We start from the raw sequence: 20879 nt of genomic DNA on the forward strand, positions 1-20879 counted from the left end.
CCCCCGTTCGTGCTGCCGGGGCACGTCGATGAGATTCGGCTCAACATCCTGGGTGACGACCGCGGAAGCCTGATCAGCATCGAAAAGGATCTGAACATTCCCTTCGCGATCAGGCGAATCTATTACATCTTTGGTACCCGCAAGAACGTCAGCCGTGGCTTTCACGCGCATCGGGATCTCCAGCAACTGCTGGTCTGCGTATCGGGCAGCTGCCGCGTTACCCTGGATGATGGCGCTAATAGAATCGATCACATCCTGGACAGCCCGGACAAGGCGCTGTTGGTGAAGAACATGATGTGGCGGGAGATGCACGACTTCAGCGAGGACTGCGTGCTGATGGTCGCCGCCAGCGAAGTGTACGACGAACGCGACTATATCCGTGACTACCAGGAATTCCGGAGCCTTGTCGACAATGCCTAGTATCCACGCCCTGTCCGATGTGCAGACCGACGCTATCGGCGAACAGACCAGGGTCTGGCAATTTGCCGTGATTCTCAAAGGCGCCAGGATCGGCAAGAACTGCAATATCTGCGCGCATACCTTCATCGAAGGCGGCGTGACGGTAGGGGATAACGTGACGCTGAAATGCGGCGTCTATCTCTGGGACGGCATGGTCATCGAAGACGATGTGTTCATCGGCCCGAACGCCACGTTCACCAATGACAAGGCCCCTCGTTCGAAGCAGTATCCCGAAAAATACGAAAGTACGGTGCTCAAGACCGGTTGCAGCATAGGTGCCAACGCGACGTTGCTGCCCGGCATCACTGTCGGAGAGTACGCCATGGTAGGGGCGGGTGCCGTCGTTACCAAGGATGTGCCTGGATACAGCGTTGTGGTAGGCAATCCGGCCAAGGTGATCAAGGAGTTGAAGCGTGATTGATTTTCTGAGCCTGAAAGCCGTCAACCGGCAGTACCGGGAAGAACTGCTCGAGGCCTGCGCCGAGGTCATCGACTCCGGCTGGTATATCGCAGGCAAGGCGCTGGAGCGCTTCGAGGCGAATTTCGCGGCCTATTGCGGAGTTGGCCATTGCATCGGCGTGGCCAACGGGCTCGATGCCCTGACCCTGACGCTCAAGGCCTGGAAGCAACTGGGGCGTCTCAGTGACGGAGACGAGGTCATCGTCCCGGCCAACACCTACATTGCCAGTGTCCTGGCGATTACCGAAAGTGGCCTGGTACCGGTTTTCGTCGAACCTGACGTGGCGACCTTCAACCTGGATCCGCAAGCAGTCAGGGAGGCGATCACCGGCAAGACCAAGGTCATCCTGCCCGTACACCTCTACGGCAAGATCGCCGACATGCCGGCGATCAATGCCATTGCCCAAGCGTTCGGATTGCTGGTGCTGGAAGATTCGGCCCAGGCCCATGGCGCGTCCATCGACGACAAACGCACGGGAAGCTGGGGCGATGCCTCGGGCTTCAGCTTCTATCCCGGCAAGAATCTCGGAGCCCTCGGGGATGGCGGTGCCATTACCACGGACGATCCAGAACTGGCGAACGTCCTGCGGGCGCTGAGGAATTACGGCTCGCATGAGAAGTACAAGAACCTCTATGCGGGGGTGAACAGTCGTCTGGATGAAATTCAGGCCGCCATGCTTGACGTCAAGCTCAAGTACCTGGACGACGAAATTCGCAGGCGGCAATACATCGCTCATCGCTATGCCACCGGGATAGAAAACGCCGATATCAGTCTACCCGTAAACGAGATCGCGGCCCGCCACGTGTGGCACCTCTATGTCGTGCGCACCTCCCGTCGCGAGGCCTTGCAGGCACACCTCGGCGCCCTGGGCATACAGACACTGGTGCATTACCCCATCCCGCCGCACAAGCAGCAGGCCTATGCCATCTATAACCACCTGAGTCTTCCGATTACCGAGAGGATTCATGACGAAGTCCTCAGCCTGCCGGTCGATCCCACCATGGGGGCCGAGGCCATCCAGACCGTCATCGATGCGTGCAACAGCTTCAAGCGGTCCTGAACCTACCCTGGACATATCGAGGAGCGGCTTGTCGGAGTCGAAGGACTGGGAAAGCAGGAGGCGCGCGCCGACACTCGTCATGAAGCGACGAGGCGATCGTTCAGCCGAGGTTCAGCAAGGGTTCAGCAGCCGTTCAGGACAGCCCGCTTACTCTGTTTCCAGATCGATGCAGCGCATCCTACTGGAGCACTACCCATGAAGACATTCGGCACCCTGATGCTTGCCACAGCCTTTTGCGCCACCAGCTTCGCTGCCCAGGCCGCGGAAGACAACTTCGCCAGCCTGACCTATGGGCAGACCAGCGACAAGGTACGCAAATCCGGACTTCTCAGCCGCAATACCGACCACCTCGACACCGATGGCATCATCGACAAGGACGGTACCTGGGGTGTACGCCTCGGCAAGATCAACGAGCAGGGCCGCTACTACCTGACCTACGACAACGTCTCCAACGATCACAGTGGGCTCAAGCTGCGTCAGGAGAATCTGCTCGGCAGCTATGACAGGTTCTATCCGATCGCCGACAGCACTCGGCTATTCGGCGGCGCCAGCCTCGGGTTGACCAAGCTCAGCCAGGAATCGTCCGGCTACAGTCGTGACACCGACACGGGCTACGCCGTCGGTCTGCAGGCCGGCGTGCTGCAGGACATCAGTGACAACGCCTCGGTCGAACTCGGCTACCGCTACCTGCGTAGCAACGCCAGTACCGAACTGGTCGAGCGTGGTGGCGCGAAAGTCGGAGCCCTGCGCCTGACCAGCAGTGCCCAGACCTACCTGTCGGCCAACTACCGCTTCTGAATGTCCGTGCCTGCAGCCTACCGGCCCGGCTGGAACAGGGCTGGTACGCTGTCTATGCTGTGTCCCCCGAACGGCCGCGCAACGACACTCAACGAAAGGAGAGGCCAATGAAATTGCTGGTGGTCGAGGATGAGGCGCTGTTGCGCCACCATCTGGACAGCCGCCTGACCGAGCATGGGCATATCGTGCAGGCGGTAGCCGATGCTGAAGAGGCGCTATACCAAGCCGAGCAGTACAACCATGACCTGGCTGTGATCGACCTGGGGTTGCCCGGCATGAGCGGGCTGGACCTGATCCGTCAGTTGCGCGGCCATGGCAAGCGCTTCCCCATCCTTATCCTCACCGCCCGTGGCAATTGGCAAGACAAGGTGGAAGGCCTGGGAGCGGGCGCCGACGACTACCTGGTCAAGCCTTTTCAGTTCGAGGAGCTGGAAGCCCGCCTGAATGCCTTGCTGCGTCGCTCCAGCGGCTTCACCCAGGCGAACATCGCTGCCGGCCCGCTGGTGCTGGACCTCAATCGCAAGCAGGCCAGCCTGGACCATCAGCCGCTGGCGCTGACCGCCTTCGAATACCGAATTCTCGAATACCTCATGCTTCATCAGCAGCAGGTGGTGGCGAAAGACCGCCTGATAGAGCAGCTCTACCCGGATGACGAAGACCGCGACCCCAATGTGATCGAGGTCCTGGTCGGTCGACTACGCCGCAAGCTCGAGGGCGAGCAAGGCTTCAAGCCCATCGACACGGTGCGCGGCCTTGGTTATGTGTTCACCGAGCGCTGCCGATGATCCGCTCGCTGCGATTGCGTCTGATGCTCGCTGCGGCGGTGCTGGCGCTGCTGTTCATGCTCGCGCTGCTGCCGGCCCTGCAAAAGGCTTTCAGCCTTGCCCTGGAGGAGTCGATCGAGCAGCGTCTGGCGTCGGATGTCACGACATTGATTTCTGCCGCCCGCATCGAGAACGGACACCTGCAGATGCCCACTCTGCTGCCTGACGAGCGCTACAACCTGCCTTATACCGGCCTGCTCGGCTATATCTTCGATCGGCAGGGCAAGCTGGTCTGGCAATCCCGGGCCACCGCCAGTCAGAGCATCAATTACCGCCCCCGTTACGATGGACGCGGCAACGAGTTTGCCCGGATCAGCCAGGACGACGGCAACGAATTCTTCGTCTACGACGTCGAGGTCAAGCTGCTGGGTGGCAAGAGTGCGGCGTTCAGTATCGTCGCGCTGCAGCCGGTGCGTGAATATCAACAGACCCTTGATGGCTTGCGCGAAAAGCTCTACCTGGGCTTCGGCGCCGCGCTCCTGGCCCTGATGCTCCTGCTCTGGGCAGGCCTGACCTGGGGCTTGCGCTCGTTGCGACGGCTGAGCGTGGAACTCGACGAAGTCGAAACAGGGGCGCGCGACGGTCTCAGCCGCAAGCACCCACGCGAGCTGCTACGTCTGACTGGCTCGCTGAACCGCCTGTTGCACAGCGAGCGCGAACAGCGCCAGCGTTATCGTGACTCCCTTGGCGATCTGGCGCATAGCCTGAAGACACCCCTGACGGTGCTGCAGGGCGTCAGTGAAAGCATGGCCCGGCGCCAGGAAGAGCGCGAACAGGCCCTGATGCTGCAGACCCAGATCGAGCGCATGAGCCAGCAGATCGACTACCAGCTGCAGCGTGCCAGTCTGCGCAAGAGCGGGCTGGTCAGGCATCAGGTGCCGTTGCGCCCGTTGCTGGAGAGCCTTGGCAGTACCTTGGCGAAGGTCTACGGCGACAAACGGGTCGCCTTCAGCATTCAGGTACCCGAACAGGCGCGGGTGCCGATAGAGCGCAACGCCTTGCTCGAACTGCTCGGCAATCTGCTGGAAAATGCCTTTCGGCTCTGCCTGGGGCAAGTCCGGGTCCGGTTGCAGGCGTCTCCTGGGCAATTGGTGATCTGTGTCGAGGACGACGGTCCGGGAGTTCCGGTCGATCAGCGCCAGCGCATCCTCCAACGAGGGGAGCGCCTGGACCGTCAGCACCCAGGGCAAGGCATCGGACTGGCGGTGGTCAAGGATATCCTCGATGGTTACGACGCCCGTCTCACCCTGGAAGACTCGCCTCTGGGGGGCGCTGCATTCCATATCCGATTAAGCCTTGAGTGACCGGGCGGATTCCCGCCATTGGCGGGGCATGGAAGCCTTGCTTAGGCGGTTTTCCGCCATGACGCGACCCGTCACTGCACCTTGAACGCGCACCAGCCCCTTGAGAACAGGGCTTTCGCACCCGTTCCGGGCATTCTGGCATCGCCCTTGCTATTGACCAGATAGAGTTCTGCCACGCAGCTCGACACAACAAATCCCTCCAAGTGCAGGAGGGTTCGCGCTTTAGGTGCCATTACGCCCTGGGAAGGGTGATCCGGCACACTCGAGGAAAAACTAGCCATGACGCCACGTCAGCCGCTGTACAAATCGCTGTATATCCAGGTGTTGGTCGCGATCACCATCGGTATCCTGCTCGGTCACTTCTATCCTGAAACCGGCGTTGCCCTCAAACCCTTGGGTGACGGGTTCGTCAAACTGATCAAGATGGTCATCGCCCCAATCATCTTCTGCACCGTCGTCAGCGGCATCGCTGGCATGCAGAGCATGAAGTCGGTCGGCAAGACCGGCGGCTACGCCCTTCTGTATTTCGAGATCGTTTCCAGCATCGCCCTGATCATCGGCCTCGTCGTCGTCAACGTGGTCAAGCCTGGCGCGGGCATGCACATCGACGTCTCCACCCTGAACGCCAGCAGCGTGGCAGCCTACGCCGCCGCCGGCGCGCAGCAGACCACCGTCGGCTTCCTGCTCAACATCATTCCCAATACCGTGGTCGGCGCCTTCGCCAACGGCGATATCCTGCAGGTCCTGATGTTCTCGGTGATCTTCGGTTTCGCCCTGCACCGCCTGGGCAGCTTCGGCAAGCCCTTGCTGGACATGATCGACCGATTCGCCCATGTCATGTTCAACATCATCAACATGATCATGAAGCTGGCCCCGGTCGGTGCTTTCGGTGCCATGGCCTTCACCATCGGCCAGTATGGCGTCGGCTCGCTGGTCCAGCTGGGCTACCTGATGGCGTGCTTCTACGTCACCTGCCTGCTGTTCATCCTGGTCGTGCTTGGCGGTATCTGCCGCGCCCACGGTTTCAGCGTTCTGAAGATCATCCGCTACATCCGTGAAGAGCTGATGATCGTGCTGGGGACCTCCTCTTCGGAGTCGGCCCTGCCACGCATGCTGACCAAGATGGAGCGTCTGGGTGCGAAGAAGTCCGTAGTCGGCCTGGTGATCCCTACCGGCTACTCGTTCAACCTCGACGGTACCTCGATCTACCTGACCATGGCCGCAGTGTTCATCGCCCAGGCCACCGACACCACCATGGACATCACTCACCAGATCACCCTGCTGCTGGTATTGCTGGTGGCGTCCAAAGGTGCCGCGGGTGTCACGGGTTCGGGCTTCATCGTCCTGGCCGCTACCCTCTCTGCCGTCGGCCACCTGCCGGTCGCGGGTCTGGCATTGATTCTCGGCATCGACCGCTTCATGTCCGAAGCGCGTGCCCTGACCAACCTGATCGGTAACGCTGTCGCCACCATCGTCGTGGCCAAGTGGGTCAATGAGCTGGATACCGACACGCTGCAATCGGAGCTGGCATCCGGTGGCTCGCCGATCGTCCAGACCTATCCGGTCGACGATCTGGGCGTCGCTGAAGCGCCGGTTCGCTGATCCGACCGACAAGAGAAAGGCGACCTTCGGGTCAATGCGGGTCAGCTAAGGAAAAGTCATCAAATTTCGTTAGCTGACGCTCTTGTTTGGTTTCCGAATTCTTCAGTGAGGCTGCTGGCCTATCGCGGGACAGGCCCGCTCGCCACCGGTGCGCAGTATTTCCAGTGGCGAGCGGGCTTGTCCCGCGATAGGCCAGCAGCGCCACTGAAGATTCTAGAAGCCGAAGGCCAAGCACCAACATTTGAACCGACTGCTTCCTCTTAACTCACTAGCATTAACCCAAGAATCGCCTTTCTCGTCTGTAGGAGCGCTGACGCCATCGGCGATTACAGCGCCCCGAATACCTTCTTCGCCAGGCTGGTTGCCGCTGCCGCGGGGTTCTCGCGGATGCTCTGTTCCTGCTTGGCGATCATTTCGAACAGCCCATCGAGCGCCTGCTCGGTGACATAGCTCTCGACGTTGGCATTCTTCGCGTCGAGCACGCCCAATGCCGCCGCCTGGCCCGCGAAATTGTTGTACTTCTGGGCCACGCCGACCTTGTCGGTGGCTTGCTTGACGATCGGCAGGAACTTGGCGCGGATCAGCTCACGGCTGCTCTGGTTCAGGTATTGGGTCGCCGAGTCGTTGCCACCGCCGAGGATGCCCTTGGCATCGGCTACCGTCATCTTCTTCACGGCATCGACCAGAATTGCCTGGGCCTGCGGCACCGCTGCCTCGGCAGCCTTGTTCATGCTGTCTTCCAGAGCCTGGACCTGTTCACCCTTGCCGAACATCTTCATTGCCTTGGCGGCCTTGCCGAGGTTGCCGGGCAACTCGATCCGCACATCGGGGTTGTTGCTGAAACCGCCCGGAGTGCCCAGTTGCCTGACGGCGATCTGGGCGCCTTGGGTCAGAGCGTCCTTGAGGCCACCGGTAGCGTCCTTCTGGGTCAGGTCGCCCAGGGAAAGGGCCAGGGCGCTGGCCGAGAGCAGCAAGCCGGCGCACAGGGTGGTAAAGCGCAGGGGGGAGCGAATCATGACAACTTCCTTATGGGATAAAACGATGCTCAGCGAACCTGATCGACCTTGATCCGCAGAGGTTGCGAATCCTGGCCATCAAGGCGGACCGCATGCTGCTCGGTATTGATGAACAGCAATTTGCCGTCCAGTTCGATCCGCGCGCTGATGGCATAGCGATGACCCGGCTTGACCTGGGCAGGATCGTATTCGAGGTGGAAAGGCAACGGCACGCTGCCTTTGATCGGACCGTTCTGCCTGGCCAGGGTCACGGCGGGCGCGTCCATGAGCGACACGTCCTGCAGGCTGACGCTCAAGGTCGCGCTGGGCGGCAGGGCGATACGCTGCAGATAGAAGACTTCGCCATCGAGCGAGGCATTCGGTGTCGAGGGGCCGGTCGAGCAGGCTGCGAGCAAGGATGCGCAACACAGCATGAAGAGCTTTTTCATGGAATCTCCAGAGTCCGTGGGTTTGGCTTGTGGCCAGCCCCGCGGACTTTAACGGATTTTTCCCGCAAGGGTCGCCCAGAGGTTGCGATCGGCTCAGGCGGTGGGCCCTGGCACCGCCTCCTCACCGTGCAACGCGACCTGTCGAATGGACAGGCGCAGCTCCGCCGACAACACTCGCTTGGCCACGCCTTCCACCACTTCGCCAAGCTTCTCATGGTAGCCGAGCTTGCCATCGCTTCCGGCCTGCACGACCCCTTGCTGGAGCAGGGTCTGGATGTAGTGGCGGAACAACGACTTGTCGAAGAACTCGGGCGCGTTCAGGCCATGCAGGATCGACAGCCGCTGGGCCATCATCACGCAGAGGTCTTCGAGCGCCTCCGCGCTCAGGCTGTTCTGACCGCCCTTGAGCAGCAGCGCGGTAGCCATGTAGAAGCGCTGCAGCGTCTGGGTAATGGCCCGCGACAGCAGCGTCAGCTGGACGAACTGGCGCGAACTCGGAGCGGGACGCAGGTAGATCCCGTTCTCGCGACGCAACAACCCCTGATCCATCAGCGCGACCAGCCATTGATCGATGACCTCGTCGAGCTGCTCGATCGGCCAGCGCAGGAACAACTCGGCCTGCAGGTACGGATACAGCGCCCGGACATATTGACCGATCAGCTCGCGGCTCATGCGCGAGCTGCTCTGGAAGAAGCTGGCCAGCAACGCGGGCAGGGCGAACACGTGAAGGATGTTGTTGCGGTAGTAGGTCATCAGCACCGCATTGGCTTCATCCAGGTAGAGGATGCGACCCATTGCGTCGCTTTGCTCGGCCAGCAATCCCATGTCCCGGACATGGCTGATCAGGTCCGCACCAGTGCCCTCAGGCAATGTGGTGTGGGACGAGTAGGGCACCTGACGCAGCAAGGCCAGGTACAGCTCGATGATGCGCGTCAGCGCCTGCTCGTCCAACGCCAGTCGGCTGGTGGACAGCATGGCCAGCGCGACCAGGTTGACCGGGTTGATCGCGGCGGCCTCGTTGAGGTGCCGTGCCACGGTTTCGCCCAGGCGGGTGGTGGTCTCGCTGAGCCAGGCCGGACGGAACTGCGGCCCCAGCTCCTGTTCGCGCCAGCCAGGTTGCTGCTCATCCAGGAAGCCGGCCAGGCGAATCGGTTCGCCGAAATTCACCGACACCTGGCCAAAGCGCTGCCTGAGGGCGCCGATGACCTTGAAGATGTCGAAGATCGACTCCTTCTTCTTGCTGGCGCCACGCAACTCGCCGAGGTAGGTGCGTCCTTCGAGCACGCGTTCATAGCCGATGTACACCGGTACGAAGACGATCGGCGTTCGTGACGAGCGCAGGAAGCTGCGCACGGTGATCGCCAGCATGCCGGTCCGCGGCTGCAGCATGCGACCGGTGCGCGAACGGCCACCCTCGACGAAATACTCCACCGGGAAGCCCCTGCTGAACAGGGTATGCAGGTACTCGTTGAAGACTGCCGTGTAAAGCGGATTGCCTTTGAACGTGCGACGCATGAAGAACGCCCCACCCCGACGCAGCAGCCCACCGATCACCGGCATGTTGAGGTTGATGCCGGCGGCGACATGCGGCGGGGTCAGGCCATTGCGAAACAGCAGGTAGGACAGCAACAGGTAATCGATGTGACTGCGGTGGCAGGGGACGTAGATGACTTCGTGGCCAGGAGCGATGCCTTGCACCTGCTCGATATGATTGACCTTGATCCCGTCGTAGATCTTGTTCCAGAACCAGCTGAGCACGACTTCGAGAAAGCGGATGGCGGTATAGGTGTAGTCCGAGGCGATCTCGTTGCCATAGCGCAAGGCCAGCGCTTCGGCCTTGGCCAGTGGGATGTGCTCGCGCTGGGCCTCGTCGGCAATGGCCTGGCGCACCTGGGGATCACGTATCAGGCCCTTGACCAGATGTCGGCGGTGGGAGATATCCGGGCCGATGACCGCCGTCCTGAGGTTGCGCAGATGCACTCGCAACAGCCGCTGGGCCATGCGCACGGTGCGCTCGTGGCTCTTGCCGTGCTGCACCAGCTCGCGCACGGAAATGGGGGCACTGAACTGGACGCGCGTCTTGCGTCCGAGTATCAGGACGGTCAGCAATCTTCGCAGTCTGCCAGTCACCGCCCAACTGTCGGCGAACAGCAGTTTCCAGGGGCTGGACTCGCTGGCGGGCGTCTGGCCCCAGAACACGCTGACCGGGATGATCAAGGCGTCCTCCTGGGCATGTCCGCTCACAGCGGTGACCAAACGTTGCAGTGTGGGCGGCGCCCCGCGCTTGTCATGGCGACCAAGCCAGTCCGGCTCCGGCGTCAGGTAGAAGTATGCCGCCGGTTCCTGGTGCGCGCCCACGGCAACGGGCAGGACAGGCCGTGGCAGCCCAGCCTTGGCGCACTCATGGTCCAGCACGGCCAGATCGGTGAGCGAAGGCGAGGGCAGGGCATAGAACACCGGACGGCCGCGGTCCAGCACCGGCCCCAGGGACGACTGGTTGATGGTCTCGGAGCGCACCCACAGGTACAGCAGGCGACGCAGGGCGCCGAAGATCATGCGACGCAAAGGGGAACGGGTCATTGGAAGCGGTGCCCTGGATGAAAGGTCATGGAGTAGCCAAGCCCGAGAGTGTGCCGTATCCAGACAGCTTCGGCAAAAAGCACCCGGTCATGAAAAATCTTTGTTTGCTGTCATATACTCGGTCCGCAGCTTGCAGGGTATTTCGACAAGCTGTGAAGGCACCGGGTGGTGACCCGGTGTCGGCAAGGCGATCTTGAAAATAAAAAAACTGGAGTAGTGCAGATGTCGTCTCGTGAGACTGGGAACGTGAAGTGGTTCAATGACGCCAAGGGCTATGGCTTCATTCAGCGCGACGGTGGCGCGGATGTATTCGTCCACTATCGGGCTATCCGCGGTGAGGGGCATCGCACGCTGATCGAGGGTCAACAGGTGGAATACGCCTTGGTGGAAGGCCAGAAAGGCCTGCAGGCCGAGGACGTGGTCGGCCTCTGAGGTTTCTCTGAACGCGCTGCAAGTCGACGGTGACTTGCAGCTCGAGGCGCTCGGCTTGCGTTGTCAGTGGGTGCGCCAGGTGATCTCTTCCTCACCGTCGTCACTGATGCGGATCCATCGATCGGCATCTTCCTCGCCCTCTTCCTCCGTCCAGGTACCGGGTGCGCAGCGCACTTCGACCTGCAGGGCCTCGTGGGCCGCGCGGGCACAAGCGATATCGTCTTGCCACGGCGTCTGGTTGCTTTCCAGGAACAGGCTGTTCCATTTCCCTACAGCCTTTGGTACCCAGGTAACCGGAATGTTACCGGCCATGCATTTCCAGGTCTGGCCTTTCTGTTGCCACTCGCTGCAGGTGCCCAAGGCTTCGCTCAGCCAGCTGGCGATCTGCTTGTGGTCGGCATCCGAGTCTTTCAGGTAGATCTCTATATCAGGTTGGCGCATCGAGGGGCTCCGAGTGTGCGCGGGCCTGGCGCACGAAATAGTCATATCGCATGGAAACCGTGACCTCCAACGGCTCGGGCTGATCGATCACCCGGGCGCGTTTTTCGGCACTGGCGCGCCAGCCGTGTGGCGTCATGGCCAGCAGGTTCGCCCGAGCTTCGGGGTCGACCAGGCTGAGGCGAAACTCGAGGGTTTCGCTGTGGGTGTGCGCCATGCCCTCGGGTACCAGCGCCAGGTGCTTGTCATCGGCGTAAGGTCGTACTTCATCGTAGAGCATCTCGCGCAGCTCCATCAGATGGCCGCTGGTCGGTCCGACCCGCATGAGCCCACCTCCCGGGCTGAGCAGGCGTAGAGCTTCCTGCCAATCCAGGGGGCTGAATACACTGGCGATGAACTGACAGCTGGCGTCGGCCAGGGGCACGCGCGCCATGCTGGCGACCAACCAGGTCACCCTGGGATCGCGGCGGCATGCGCGCTTCACGGCTTCACGAGAAATATCCAGCGCGTGACCCGCTGCCGCGGGCAGGGCCTGGGCGATCTGCGCGGTGTAGTAACCCTCGCCGCAGCCGATATCGAGCCAGCTGAGGGGCTGACGTTCAGCGGCGAGTTCCGCCAGGCGCCGTGCCACGGGGGCGTAGTGGCCTGCGTCAAGGAAGTTGCGCCGCGCCTCGACCATGGCCAGGTTGTCGCCTGGGTCGCGGCTGTTCTTGTGCTGGACTGGCAGCAGGTTCAGGTAGCCTTGGCGGGCCCGATCGAAACGGTGTCCGTTCGGGCAGGCCACGCCATTGTCGAGCGGCGTCAGTTCGGCGGTGCACAGGGGGCAGGTAAGCATCAGGCGAGCAACCGTACCAGGGTCTGATAATAGATTTCGGTCAGCAGGTCGAGATCGCTGGCCAGGATTCGCTCATCCACCTGGTGGATGGTGGCATTCACGGGGCCCAGTTCGACCACCTGGGTGCCCAGCGTGGCAATGAAACGGCCATCTGAGGTACCACCGCTGGTCGACGCCTGGGTCTCGCGACCGGTAACCCCCTTGATACTCGCCGCGACGGCATCTAGCAGCTCACCCGGCTCGGTAAGGAACGGCAGGCCCGACAAGGCCCAGTCGATGGACCACTCCAGCTGATGCTTGTCGAGGATCGCTGCGACGCGTGCCTGCAGGTCCTCGACGGTGGACTCGGTGGAAAAGCGGAAGTTGAACAGCGCGGTCAACTCGCCGGGCACGACATTGGTTGCCCCGGTACCGGAATTGAGGTTGGAAATCTGAAAGCTGGTCGGCGGGAAGAAGGCGTTGCCGTTGTCCCAGTGCTCCGCCGCCAGAGCGGCCAACGCCGGCGCGGCCAGATGGATCGGATTGCGCGCCAGGTGCGGATAGGCCACGTGGCCCTGTTTGCCGCGTATGGTCAGCTTGGCGCCGAGAGAACCCCGACGACCGTTCTTCACCACGTCACCGAGCAGGCTGGTGCTGGACGGCTCGCCGACGATGCACCAGTCAAGTCGCTCCTTGCGCGCGGCCAGGCGTTCGACGACAGCCTTGGTGCCGTGATGCGCCGGCCCTTCTTCGTCGCTGGTGATCAGAAAGGCCACCTTGCCGCGATGATCGGGATAGTCCTGCACGAAGCGCTCGCTGGCTACCACCATGCACGCCAGGCTGCCCTTCATGTCGGCCGCGCCGCGGCCGCACAGCATGCCCTGGTCGTCGATCAGCGCAGCGAAAGGCTCGTGCTGCCACTCCTGCGCCGGTCCGGTCGGAACCACGTCGGTATGCCCGGCAAAGCACAGCACCGGGCCGTCCTGCGTTCCATGAGTGGCCCAGAAGTTGTCGACATCCTCGATGCGCATCGGCTCCAGCAGGAAACCCGCGGCGCCCAGGCGCTGCATCATCTGGGCCTGGCAATCGGCGTCGATGGGCGTGACCGAAGGACGACGGATCAGGTCGCAGGCCAATTGAAGGGTAGGCGAGAGCTCGGCTGGTGCCGTCATTGGGTACTCCGGGGCAAGGCAAGGCGGGTAGACAAAGCGCGTTATCCTATAGCAAATCCCTTCCTGAAGCATCGCGCCCGCCGCCGCAACCCGCGATCGACGACCACCAGGGCAGGAATGCCCCTATCAGCCAGGGGCACCAGCTACTGACAGCTTCAATTGCTCAGTGCTTCGACCTCGCTCGTGGCCTGTACTCGAGGCAACGAAGACAGGAAGGCCATGACCAACGCTGCCAGATAAGGCAGCGACTGCACGAGCAGCATCGTTACCCAGAACTTCATGTCCGCGCTTGGCAGGCCCTGCACCAGGCAGATTCCGAGCGCCGCGCTCCACAGCAGCAGCATGATGAACAGTTCTTCCCGAGCCTCGGAGATCGCGACCAGCAAGCCATGGCTATCCGCATGCTTGGGTGTGCGGATGAATGGCATGCTGCTGGTGAAGAACCCGTACAGCACGGCCTTGGCGATGGTATGTGACAACGCCAGGCCAGCCAGGGCCGCGGCGAACGCATCCTTGAGGTCGACACCGACGGCTCGACGGTAGAGGAAGATGATTTTGCCGACCTTGAAGACGAACAGCGCCAGCGGTGGAATGGCAAAGATCAGCAAGGGAGGATCGATCCGCTGCGGCACGATGATCATCGCCGAAGACCAGAGCAACGCGCCCAGGGTGAAGAAGATGTTCATGCCATCGGCGATCCAGGGCAACCACCCGGCCAGGAAGTGATAGCGCTGGCCCCGCGTCAGCTCGCTGCCCTTGCCACTGAGCAGGGCACTGGCGTGGTGCTTGATGATCTGGATGGCCCCATAGGCCCAGCGGAAGCGCTGTTTCTTGAAGTCGATGAAGGTGTCGGGCATCAGGCCCTTGCCATAGCTGTTGTGGGCATAGGCGGCGGACAGTCCTTTCTCGAACACCCGCAAGCCCAGCTCCGCATCTTCGCAGATGCACCATTCGGCCCACCCCAGCTCTTCCAGCACCGAACGCCGCGTCATGGTCATGGTGCCATGCTGGATGATCGCGTCGCGGTCGTTGCGGGTGACCATGCCGATGTGGAAGAAGCCCTTGTATTCGCTGTAGCAGAGTTTCTTGAAGGCGCTCTCGTCCTGGTCACGATAGTCCTGGGGCGACTGCACCACCGCAATCTTCGGATCGGCGAAATGCGGCACCATGTGCTTGAGCCAGTTGCGATCGACGCAGTAATCCGAGTCGATCACCGCGATCACTTCGGCATCCTTGGCAGTGTGCGGGATAAGGTAGTTCAGCGCGCCGCCCTTGAAACCGGCCAGCGGCGCGACATGGAAGAAGCGGAAGCGCTCGCCGAGCAGCTCGCAATGCGCCTTGATCGGCTCCCACACCGCGGGATCCTTGGTGTTGTTGTCGATGATCAGCACTTCATAATCGGGATAATCCAGCGCCGCCAAGGCATCGAGCGTCTGCTTGACCATCTCTGGCGGCTCGTTGTAGCACGGCACGTGGACCGATACCTTGGGCCTGTAGGCCGTATCGGACTGTACGGGCAGGAATTCACGCCGACGCTTGTGCGTCCATACCGTCTCAGCCAGTTCGTGGGCCTCGGTGAGCAGCACGATGAAGACGCCAAGGGCACCCAGGGCGAGCAAAAACCCGACCGTGAGACTGAACCAGGTGCTGTACTGCTGACTGTAGTCGTAGGCGATCCACACCAGCACCGAGCCGCACAGGAAAGCGATGAAGGTCAGGAAGGTGCGCCCACGCTGACGCAGGGCCGAGCCGTCGATCAGCAGCAGGGTCAGGGCGAGCATGGCCAGAACCACGGAAGCTACCGCAAGGGCGCGCCATTGCGGGATCGCCACGACTGGACCCTCGAAGTTGAATTTCTGCTGGCGCTGGGCGTTGAACACTCCCCAGTAGGCGCCGACCGAACCCTCGTCGCTCGCTTTCCACGGTTGGTCATAGGCTTCGATGACAAAGTAATTGTAGCCCTGGCGGTTGAGGGTATTGACCAGGGTTCGCAGATAGATGGCCTGGTCGGCCTGGGTCGCATCGGCACCGCCGCGCATGCGGCCGTTACTCGGCCAGCCTACCTCCGACAGCAGCAGTGACTTGCGTGGGAACTGCAGTTTAAGGTCGCGGGCCCGGTCGAGCACGAATTCGACCGAATCGGCCATCGGCACGAACTCCCAATAAGGCAGGATATGCGCGGCGATCAGGTCGACATGTTGCGCAAGCTCCGGGTGCGCCTTCCAGATATGCCACTGCTCGCTGGTGGTGACCGGCACTTTGACCGCGGCACGTACGCGGTCGAGGTACTGGATCAGTCCCTCGGGCGTGATTTCCTCGCGAAACAGCGCTTCGTTGCCAACCACGACTCGAACCACGCTGCGCGAGCTGTTCGCCAGCTCGATGGCGGTGGCGATCTCGCGCTCGTTACGTGCCTGGTCGGGGCTGATCCAGACGCCCAGAGTGACCCGCAGACCCAGCTCCTCGGCCAGGCGCGGGATCTGCGCCTGGGTGCCCTCGACGGTGTAGATACGGATGCTGTCGGTGAGCTCGCTCATCTGCTCCAGATCCTGGCGCATTTCGTCTTCGCTCGGGTATTGGCCCTTTTGCGGGCTTTCGCCCAGGCGGAACGGCGAATAGGAAAAGCCGGAGATCTGCTCCGGCCACGCCGGAGCAGACACCGGGCGATTGATCAGCGCCCAGAACCCGGTGAACAGCGCAGCGATGGCCAGGACCACCACCAGGTTGATGCCTAATTTTCGCGATGACATAGAGTGCTCGGGTTCCGAAGAGGGAACGGGCAGGCGCCACTCGGGCGCGGGTCCAACGCTTTCCCTGGGAAGGTAACGAGTTGGATTTTCTTCAAAGGCTGAAGTTCTGGGCCCGCTCTGTTGTAATTCATTTCTTTCAAGTCGGACATTAAAGCATGACTGAAGGCGGCGTGACCCGGTGCGTGACAGGCTCTCTGCATGCGGGCAAGGATGGTGCGGACGTCGCAAGCGTTCTTCGAAGGTTAGTAAGGCATCTGCCGCTGGCCGATTCTTGCAGAATGATCCCGGCGGCCGCTTCACCACGTCTGATCATGAAGCAGAATGGCGACGGCAAAGCACTGCCCACCGACTTTTGGTTATGGCTCGGATAATTCTTTGCAGATCATGCGAGGGAAGCATTTTTCAATCTATTCGGGAATGACGAGGCGCAGGCCTTGGGCAGATAATTCCATGCGCCCGGGCATGAGAAAACTAATGAACCTGCATCAGTCTCCTCATTATCCTGGTGTCTATTCCTTGCATGTTCAGCACGGCCCTAGTGCAGGTATTGGGCATGAGCGATGACCAGATAAAGGACGTTTACAAAGATTTTTACCCTCATGTTTTCCCCGATTGAAGGTAATGTCAGACATAACGCCTACGATGGGTGCTTTAGGAAGGGCCTGTCTTCAGTCAAGAGGCGAATGCTAACAATCGCCGGCCATTCGCACCGCTGGCTTTCAACGCCTGGAAGCCTATAATGCGCGCCGGTTTTGTTGGGGTGGGGCCATGAGTATAGAAGATCCGCGTTTCGCCGGTGTCGCCCGGCTGTACGGCGACGATGGGCTGGAGCGCCTAAGCCGCGCCCATGTTGCGGTCGTCGGTATCGGCGGCGTCGGCTCCTGGGTTGCCGAGGCCATGGCGCGCAGCGGCGTCGGCGAAATATCCCTGTTCGACCTCGATGACGTCTGTGTCAGCAACACCAACCGCCAGGCGCATGCCCTGGAAGGTCAGGTCGGTCGTGCCAAGGTCGAGGTGATGGCGGAGCGCCTGCGCGCGATCAATCCCGCGTGCACCGTGCATGCCGTTGCAGATTTCGTCACCCGCGACACCATGGCCGAATACATCACCGAAGAAATGGACTGTGTCGTCGACTGCATCGATAGCGTGCAAGCCAAGGCCGCGCTCATCGGCTGGTGTCGTCGGCGCAAGATCGCCATCATCACGACCGGCGGCGCGGGAGGGCAGATCGACCCGACCCAGGTACAGGTCGCCGATCTCAACAAGACCTTCAATGACCCGCTGGCCTCGCGTGTCCGTTCGACTCTGCGGCGTGACTACAACTTCTCGCGCAATGTCTCGCGCAATTATGGCGTGCCTTGCGTGTTCTCCAGCGAGCAGTTGCGCTATCCCAAGGGCGACGGCACGGTGTGCCTGCAGAAAAGCTTCGTGGGTGAAGGAGTTCGGCTGGACTGCGCCGGCGGTTTCGGCGCGGTGATGATGGTCACCGCGACCTTCGGCATGGTCGCCGCCAGCAAGGCGATGGAAAAACTCGTGGCCGGCGCTCGGCGTCCTTCCGAGCGGCCCAGGCTTCAGGCGCCGGACAGCAACTGAGCCATGCGCTGCAGCACGGCGTGGAGACCGTTGCTGCGCGAGGGCGAAAGCTGGCGTTGCAGGCCCAGTTGGGCAAACCATCCTGGCAGGTCGAGTTGCGACAGCGCCTGGCTGTCCAGGCCTTGCACCCTGATCAGCAGCAGTGCCAGCAAGCCGCGCAGTAGCCGCGCGTCGCTGGCGGCCTTGAACTGCCAATGACCGTCGTGCCGTTCGGCTACCAGCCAGACCAGGCTCTCGCAGCCATGGACTCGGTTGGCGTCGGTCTTCTCGGTCGCCGACAATGGCGTCAGACGATCACCCCATTGCATCAGCAAACGGGCGCGTTGTTCCCAGCCACGCGCCTGCTCGAAGCTTTCCAGCGCCTGTCGGGCTTCGTCGGGCAGGCTCACCGCAACAACTCCAGGCCTTGGTCTAGCGCGTCGAAGAAACGTTGCAGGTCGTCGCTGTCGTTGTAGAGCGCCAGCGATACCCGAATCGCGCCGTCCAGGTCCAGGCGCTTGAGCAACGGCATCGCGCAGTGATGACCGGCCCGTACGGCAATGCCCTGTTCGGTCAGCATGTGGGCGATGTCGGCATTGTGCACGCCCTCGATGACGAAACTCGCCAGTGCCGTGTCAGGTGTGCCCAGTACACGAATGCCTTCGCGATCGCTCAGGCCCCGCAACAGATAGCCATGCAAGCTGGCTTCATGGGCGGCAACGGCGTTGGCGTCCAGCTTGGCCAGGTATTCCAGCGTCGCGCCCAGGCCGATCACGCCGGCGATGGGTGGTGTACCGGCCTCGAACCCTAGAGGCGCGGGACGAAAACTGGACGCCTGGTAGTCGGCGATCTGCACCATCTCGCCTCCGAACTGCCAGTGGCGCAAGCGTTGCAGTGCACGGTCGCGGCCATACAGCACCCCGACACCATCGGGGCCATACAGCTTGTGGCTGGAGAACACGTAGAAGTCGCATTCCAGTTGCTGCAGGTCATGGCGCCCGTGGACCACGCCCTGCGCCCCATCCACCACCGTCAGCGCGCCTTGCGCCCGGGCGTGGGCCAGCAAGGATGGCAGGGGTTGCCAGGTGCCCAGTACGTTCGACAGTTGGCTGACGGCCAGCAAGCGCGTGCGCGGACCGATCAATTGCAGGGCCTGTTCGAGATCGATACGACCGTGTGCATCCAGCGGCAGGATGACCAGTCTCGCATTGCGGCGGCGCGCCAGCTGTTGCCAAGGGAGCAGGTTGGCATGATGTTCCAGGGCGCTCACGGCAATTTCGTCACCCGCCTGAAAGTCCTGCTCCAGACCATAGGCCAGCAGGTTCAGGGCCGATGTGGCGCCATGGGTAAAGATGATCTGCTGCGGGTCGGCATTGAGCCAGGCGGCCACCTTGTTGCGAGTGTCTTCGAAGGCCTGGGTCGCGAGAGCGCCCGGCAGATGCTGGGCCCGGTGCACGTTGGCCGCGCCATGGCCATAGTAATGGCTCAGGGCATCGAGCACTGCCTGGGGCTTCTGAGTGGTAGCGGCATTGTCCAGGTAGGTCTGGTGCTGCCGTTGCAGGGCGGCGATAGCAGGAAAATCCGCGCGCCAGGGAGAGGGTTGGAACATGATCAGGGACCTGGATATCGGGCCTGGCATTAGGCCAGGCCCGATATTACCACTTCGAACCGGTCCGGGTTCTCAGTTGTGTGCGTGCAGGGCTTCGTTCAGCTCGATGGCCGACTTGTGGGTCTTGCACTCTACCGCGCCGCTGACCGAGTTACGACGGAACAGCAGGTCAGGCTGGCCAGCCAGGTCGCGGGCCTTGACGACCTTGACCAGCTGGTTCTGCTCGTCCAGCAGTTGCACCTTGGTGCCGGCCGTGATGTACAGGCCTGCCTCGACGGTGTTGCGATCGCCCAGCGGGATACCGATGCCAGCGTTGGCGCCGATCAGGCAGCCTTCGCCGACGGTGATGGTGATGTTGCCGCCGCCGGACAGGGTGCCCATGGTCGAGCAACCGCCGCCCAGGTCCGAGCCCTTGCCGACGAACACGCCCGCCGAGACACGGCCTTCGATCATGCCAGGACCTTCGGTGCCGGCGTTAAAGTTGACGAAGCCTTCATGCATGATGGTCGTGCCTTCGCCGATGTAGGCGCCCAGGCGTACACGGGCGCTGTCGGCGATACGCACACCGTTCGGGACCACGTAGTCGGTCATCTTCGGGAACTTGTCCACCGAGAAGACTTCCAGCAGCTCGCCTTTGAGGCGCGCTTCGAGTTGCTGCTCGGCCAGCTCGGTAAGGTCGACGGCGCCGCGGCTGGTCCATGCCACGTTGGGCAGCAGCGGGAATATGCCCGCCAGGCTCAGGCCGTGTGGCTTGGCCAGGCGATGCGACAGCAGGTGCAGCTTGAGGTAGGCCTCTGGGGTGGAGGACAAGGCAGTGTCTTCGCCCAGCAGGGTGGCGACCATGGGCTTGTGGCTTTCGGCAAGGCGGGTCAGCAGGGCGGCCTGGGTGGCGTCGACATGCTTGAGCGCTTCGGCCAGCTGCGAAGCCACTGCGTGGCTGAAGGCGATGGCCTGGTTGCCGCCTTCGTAGCCAAGGATCGGCGCGATGGCGGCGACCAGCTCGGCGGACGGGTTGAGCAGGGGTTGTGCGTAGAAGACTTCCAGCCAGGCGCCCTGGCGGTTCTGAGTGCCGACACCGAAGGCCAGGCTGAACAGGGAATTGGACATGCAGTTACCTCTTGCGAATAGGGGGTTGGAGCGTGGACGTGTCAGCCCAGGGCTGCAGCGTAGAGCGCCGGCTTGAAGCCGACCAGGGTGCGGTCACCGAGGTCGAGTACCGGTCGCTTGATCATCGACGGTTGCGCCAGCATCAACTCGACGGCCTTGGCCTGGTCGAGGTCGGCCTTGCTGGCCTCATCGAGCTTGCGGAAGGTGGTTCCGGCGCGATTGAGGACAACCTCCCAGCCGTGCTCGTCGCACCAGCGCGAAAGACTGTCGCGGTCGATGCCTTGGGTCTTGTAGTCATGAAACGAATAGCTGACGGCCTGTTCTTCAAGCCAGGTACGGGCTTTTTTCATGGTGTCGCAGGCTTTGATGCCGTAAAGAATGTTCGCCATTGAATACCTGGGCATCCGATCGAATCGAATGTCCCGAAACTCCTTGAAGAATGGGTGGGTCCGAT

Annotated in this window: 20 protein-coding genes; 9 read left to right on the top strand and 11 right to left on the bottom strand. The window is 62.0% G+C overall.

All coding sequences use genetic code 11. The features are described from left to right. Nucleotides 1–9 precede the first annotated feature (9 nt). The 7 genes from G7009_RS28160 to G7009_RS05670 all read left to right on the top strand — a co-directional run bounded on the left by G7009_RS28160 (nucleotide 10) and on the right by G7009_RS05670 (nucleotide 6507). Nucleotides 10–420 (top strand): sugar 3,4-ketoisomerase, encoded by a 411-nt coding sequence (locus G7009_RS28160; protein WP_375139540.1) that lies wholly within the window; start codon nucleotides 10–12, stop codon nucleotides 418–420. Further along, nucleotides 413–880: an acyltransferase gene (locus tag G7009_RS05645; RefSeq protein ID WP_181128961.1), complete on the top strand. Its 468-nt coding sequence runs from the start codon at nucleotides 413–415 to the stop codon at nucleotides 878–880. Before G7009_RS28160 ends, G7009_RS05645 begins: the two co-directional genes overlap by 8 nt. Then, entirely contained in the window at nucleotides 873–1979 is a 1107-nt protein-coding gene (locus tag G7009_RS05650; RefSeq protein ID WP_181128962.1) for a DegT/DnrJ/EryC1/StrS family aminotransferase, read from the top strand. The genes G7009_RS05645 and G7009_RS05650 overlap by 8 nt, the downstream gene beginning before the upstream one ends. Before the next feature lie 195 nt (nucleotides 1980–2174). Then, a complete protein-coding gene (locus G7009_RS05655; RefSeq protein ID WP_181128963.1) occupies nucleotides 2175–2777 on the top strand; it encodes an outer membrane beta-barrel protein in 603 nt (200 codons plus the stop codon). Between the two features lie 107 nt (nucleotides 2778–2884). Next, the gene (locus G7009_RS05660) at nucleotides 2885–3562 is read left to right on the top strand and encodes a response regulator (RefSeq protein WP_181128964.1); all 678 of its coding nucleotides are present in this window, start codon (nucleotides 2885–2887) and stop codon (nucleotides 3560–3562) included. Then, nucleotides 3559–4905 carry an ATP-binding protein gene (locus tag G7009_RS05665; RefSeq protein WP_181128965.1) on the top strand — a complete coding sequence of 449 codons (1347 nt, stop codon included), beginning with the start codon at nucleotides 3559–3561 and terminating at the stop codon, nucleotides 4903–4905. Before G7009_RS05660 ends, G7009_RS05665 begins: the two co-directional genes overlap by 4 nt. Before the next feature lie 279 nt (nucleotides 4906–5184). Further along, nucleotides 5185–6507 carry a dicarboxylate/amino acid:cation symporter gene (locus G7009_RS05670; RefSeq protein ID WP_181128966.1) on the top strand — a complete coding sequence of 441 codons (1323 nt, stop codon included), beginning with the start codon at nucleotides 5185–5187 and terminating at the stop codon, nucleotides 6505–6507. A gap of 326 nt (nucleotides 6508–6833) precedes the next feature. On the opposite strand, the gene G7009_RS05675 is transcribed toward G7009_RS05670, so the two are convergent. The 3 genes from G7009_RS05675 to plsB all read right to left on the bottom strand — a co-directional run bounded on the left by G7009_RS05675 (nucleotide 6834) and on the right by plsB (nucleotide 10531). Beyond that, complete coding sequence (locus G7009_RS05675) at nucleotides 6834–7523, bottom strand: DUF4197 domain-containing protein (RefSeq protein WP_181128967.1); 690 nt, start codon at nucleotides 7521–7523, stop codon at nucleotides 6834–6836. Between the two features lie 29 nt (nucleotides 7524–7552). Beyond that, the gene (locus G7009_RS05680) at nucleotides 7553–7951 is read right to left on the bottom strand and encodes a YbaY family lipoprotein (protein ID WP_181128968.1); all 399 of its coding nucleotides are present in this window, start codon (nucleotides 7949–7951) and stop codon (nucleotides 7553–7555) included. Nucleotides 7952–8044: 93 nt separating this feature from the next. Then, nucleotides 8045–10531: a glycerol-3-phosphate 1-O-acyltransferase PlsB gene (gene plsB / locus G7009_RS05685; protein ID WP_181128969.1), complete on the bottom strand. Its 2487-nt coding sequence runs from the start codon at nucleotides 10529–10531 to the stop codon at nucleotides 8045–8047. 222 nt (nucleotides 10532–10753) lie between these two features. On the opposite strand from plsB, the gene G7009_RS05690 reads away from it, so the two are divergent. Next, entirely contained in the window at nucleotides 10754–10963 is a 210-nt protein-coding gene (locus G7009_RS05690; RefSeq protein WP_181128970.1) for a cold-shock protein, read from the top strand. 63 nt (nucleotides 10964–11026) lie between these two features. Here G7009_RS05690 and G7009_RS05695 read toward each other — a convergent pair whose 3' ends face one another. From G7009_RS05695 to G7009_RS05710, 4 genes are all read right to left on the bottom strand, one after another. After that, on the bottom strand, nucleotides 11027–11404 hold the full coding sequence (locus G7009_RS05695; RefSeq protein ID WP_181128971.1) for a hypothetical protein: 378 nt from the start codon (nucleotides 11402–11404) through the stop codon (nucleotides 11027–11029). After that, on the bottom strand, nucleotides 11391–12236 hold the full coding sequence (locus G7009_RS05700; protein ID WP_181128972.1) for a putative RNA methyltransferase: 846 nt from the start codon (nucleotides 12234–12236) through the stop codon (nucleotides 11391–11393). Before G7009_RS05700 ends, G7009_RS05695 begins: the two co-directional genes overlap by 14 nt. Further along, nucleotides 12236–13387 (bottom strand): succinyl-diaminopimelate desuccinylase, encoded by a 1152-nt coding sequence (dapE, locus tag G7009_RS05705; RefSeq protein WP_181128973.1) that lies wholly within the window; start codon nucleotides 13385–13387, stop codon nucleotides 12236–12238. The genes G7009_RS05700 and dapE overlap by 1 nt, the downstream gene beginning before the upstream one ends. Nucleotides 13388–13542: 155 nt before the next feature. Continuing rightward, complete coding sequence (locus G7009_RS05710) at nucleotides 13543–16137, bottom strand: glycosyltransferase (protein ID WP_181128974.1); 2595 nt, start codon at nucleotides 16135–16137, stop codon at nucleotides 13543–13545. A gap of 768 nt (nucleotides 16138–16905) precedes the next feature. Between G7009_RS05710 and tcdA the strand changes: the two genes are divergently transcribed. Then, complete coding sequence (gene tcdA, locus G7009_RS05715) at nucleotides 16906–17730, top strand: tRNA cyclic N6-threonylcarbamoyladenosine(37) synthase TcdA (protein ID WP_181128975.1); 825 nt, start codon at nucleotides 16906–16908, stop codon at nucleotides 17728–17730. Here the strand turns inward: tcdA and G7009_RS05720 are convergent. The 4 genes from G7009_RS05720 to G7009_RS05735 form a co-directional block, all read right to left on the bottom strand. Then, complete coding sequence (locus G7009_RS05720; RefSeq protein ID WP_181128976.1) at nucleotides 17709–18119, bottom strand: SufE family protein; 411 nt, start codon at nucleotides 18117–18119, stop codon at nucleotides 17709–17711. The genes tcdA and G7009_RS05720 overlap by 22 nt on opposite strands. Then, the gene (locus tag G7009_RS05725; protein ID WP_181128977.1) at nucleotides 18116–19318 is read right to left on the bottom strand and encodes an aminotransferase class V-fold PLP-dependent enzyme; all 1203 of its coding nucleotides are present in this window, start codon (nucleotides 19316–19318) and stop codon (nucleotides 18116–18118) included. Before G7009_RS05725 ends, G7009_RS05720 begins: the two co-directional genes overlap by 4 nt. Nucleotides 19319–19390: 72 nt before the next feature. Next, a complete protein-coding gene (dapD, locus tag G7009_RS05730; protein ID WP_181128978.1) occupies nucleotides 19391–20425 on the bottom strand; it encodes a 2,3,4,5-tetrahydropyridine-2,6-dicarboxylate N-succinyltransferase in 1035 nt (344 codons plus the stop codon). Nucleotides 20426–20466: 41 nt separating this feature from the next. Beyond that, entirely contained in the window at nucleotides 20467–20814 is a 348-nt protein-coding gene (locus G7009_RS05735) for an ArsC family reductase (RefSeq protein ID WP_181128979.1), read from the bottom strand. Between the last annotated feature and the right edge of the window lie 65 nt (nucleotides 20815–20879).

This window comes from Pseudomonas capeferrum (assembly GCF_013523055.1).
In the GTDB taxonomy this organism is placed as follows: Bacteria; Pseudomonadota; Gammaproteobacteria; order Pseudomonadales; family Pseudomonadaceae; genus Aquipseudomonas; species Aquipseudomonas capeferrum_A.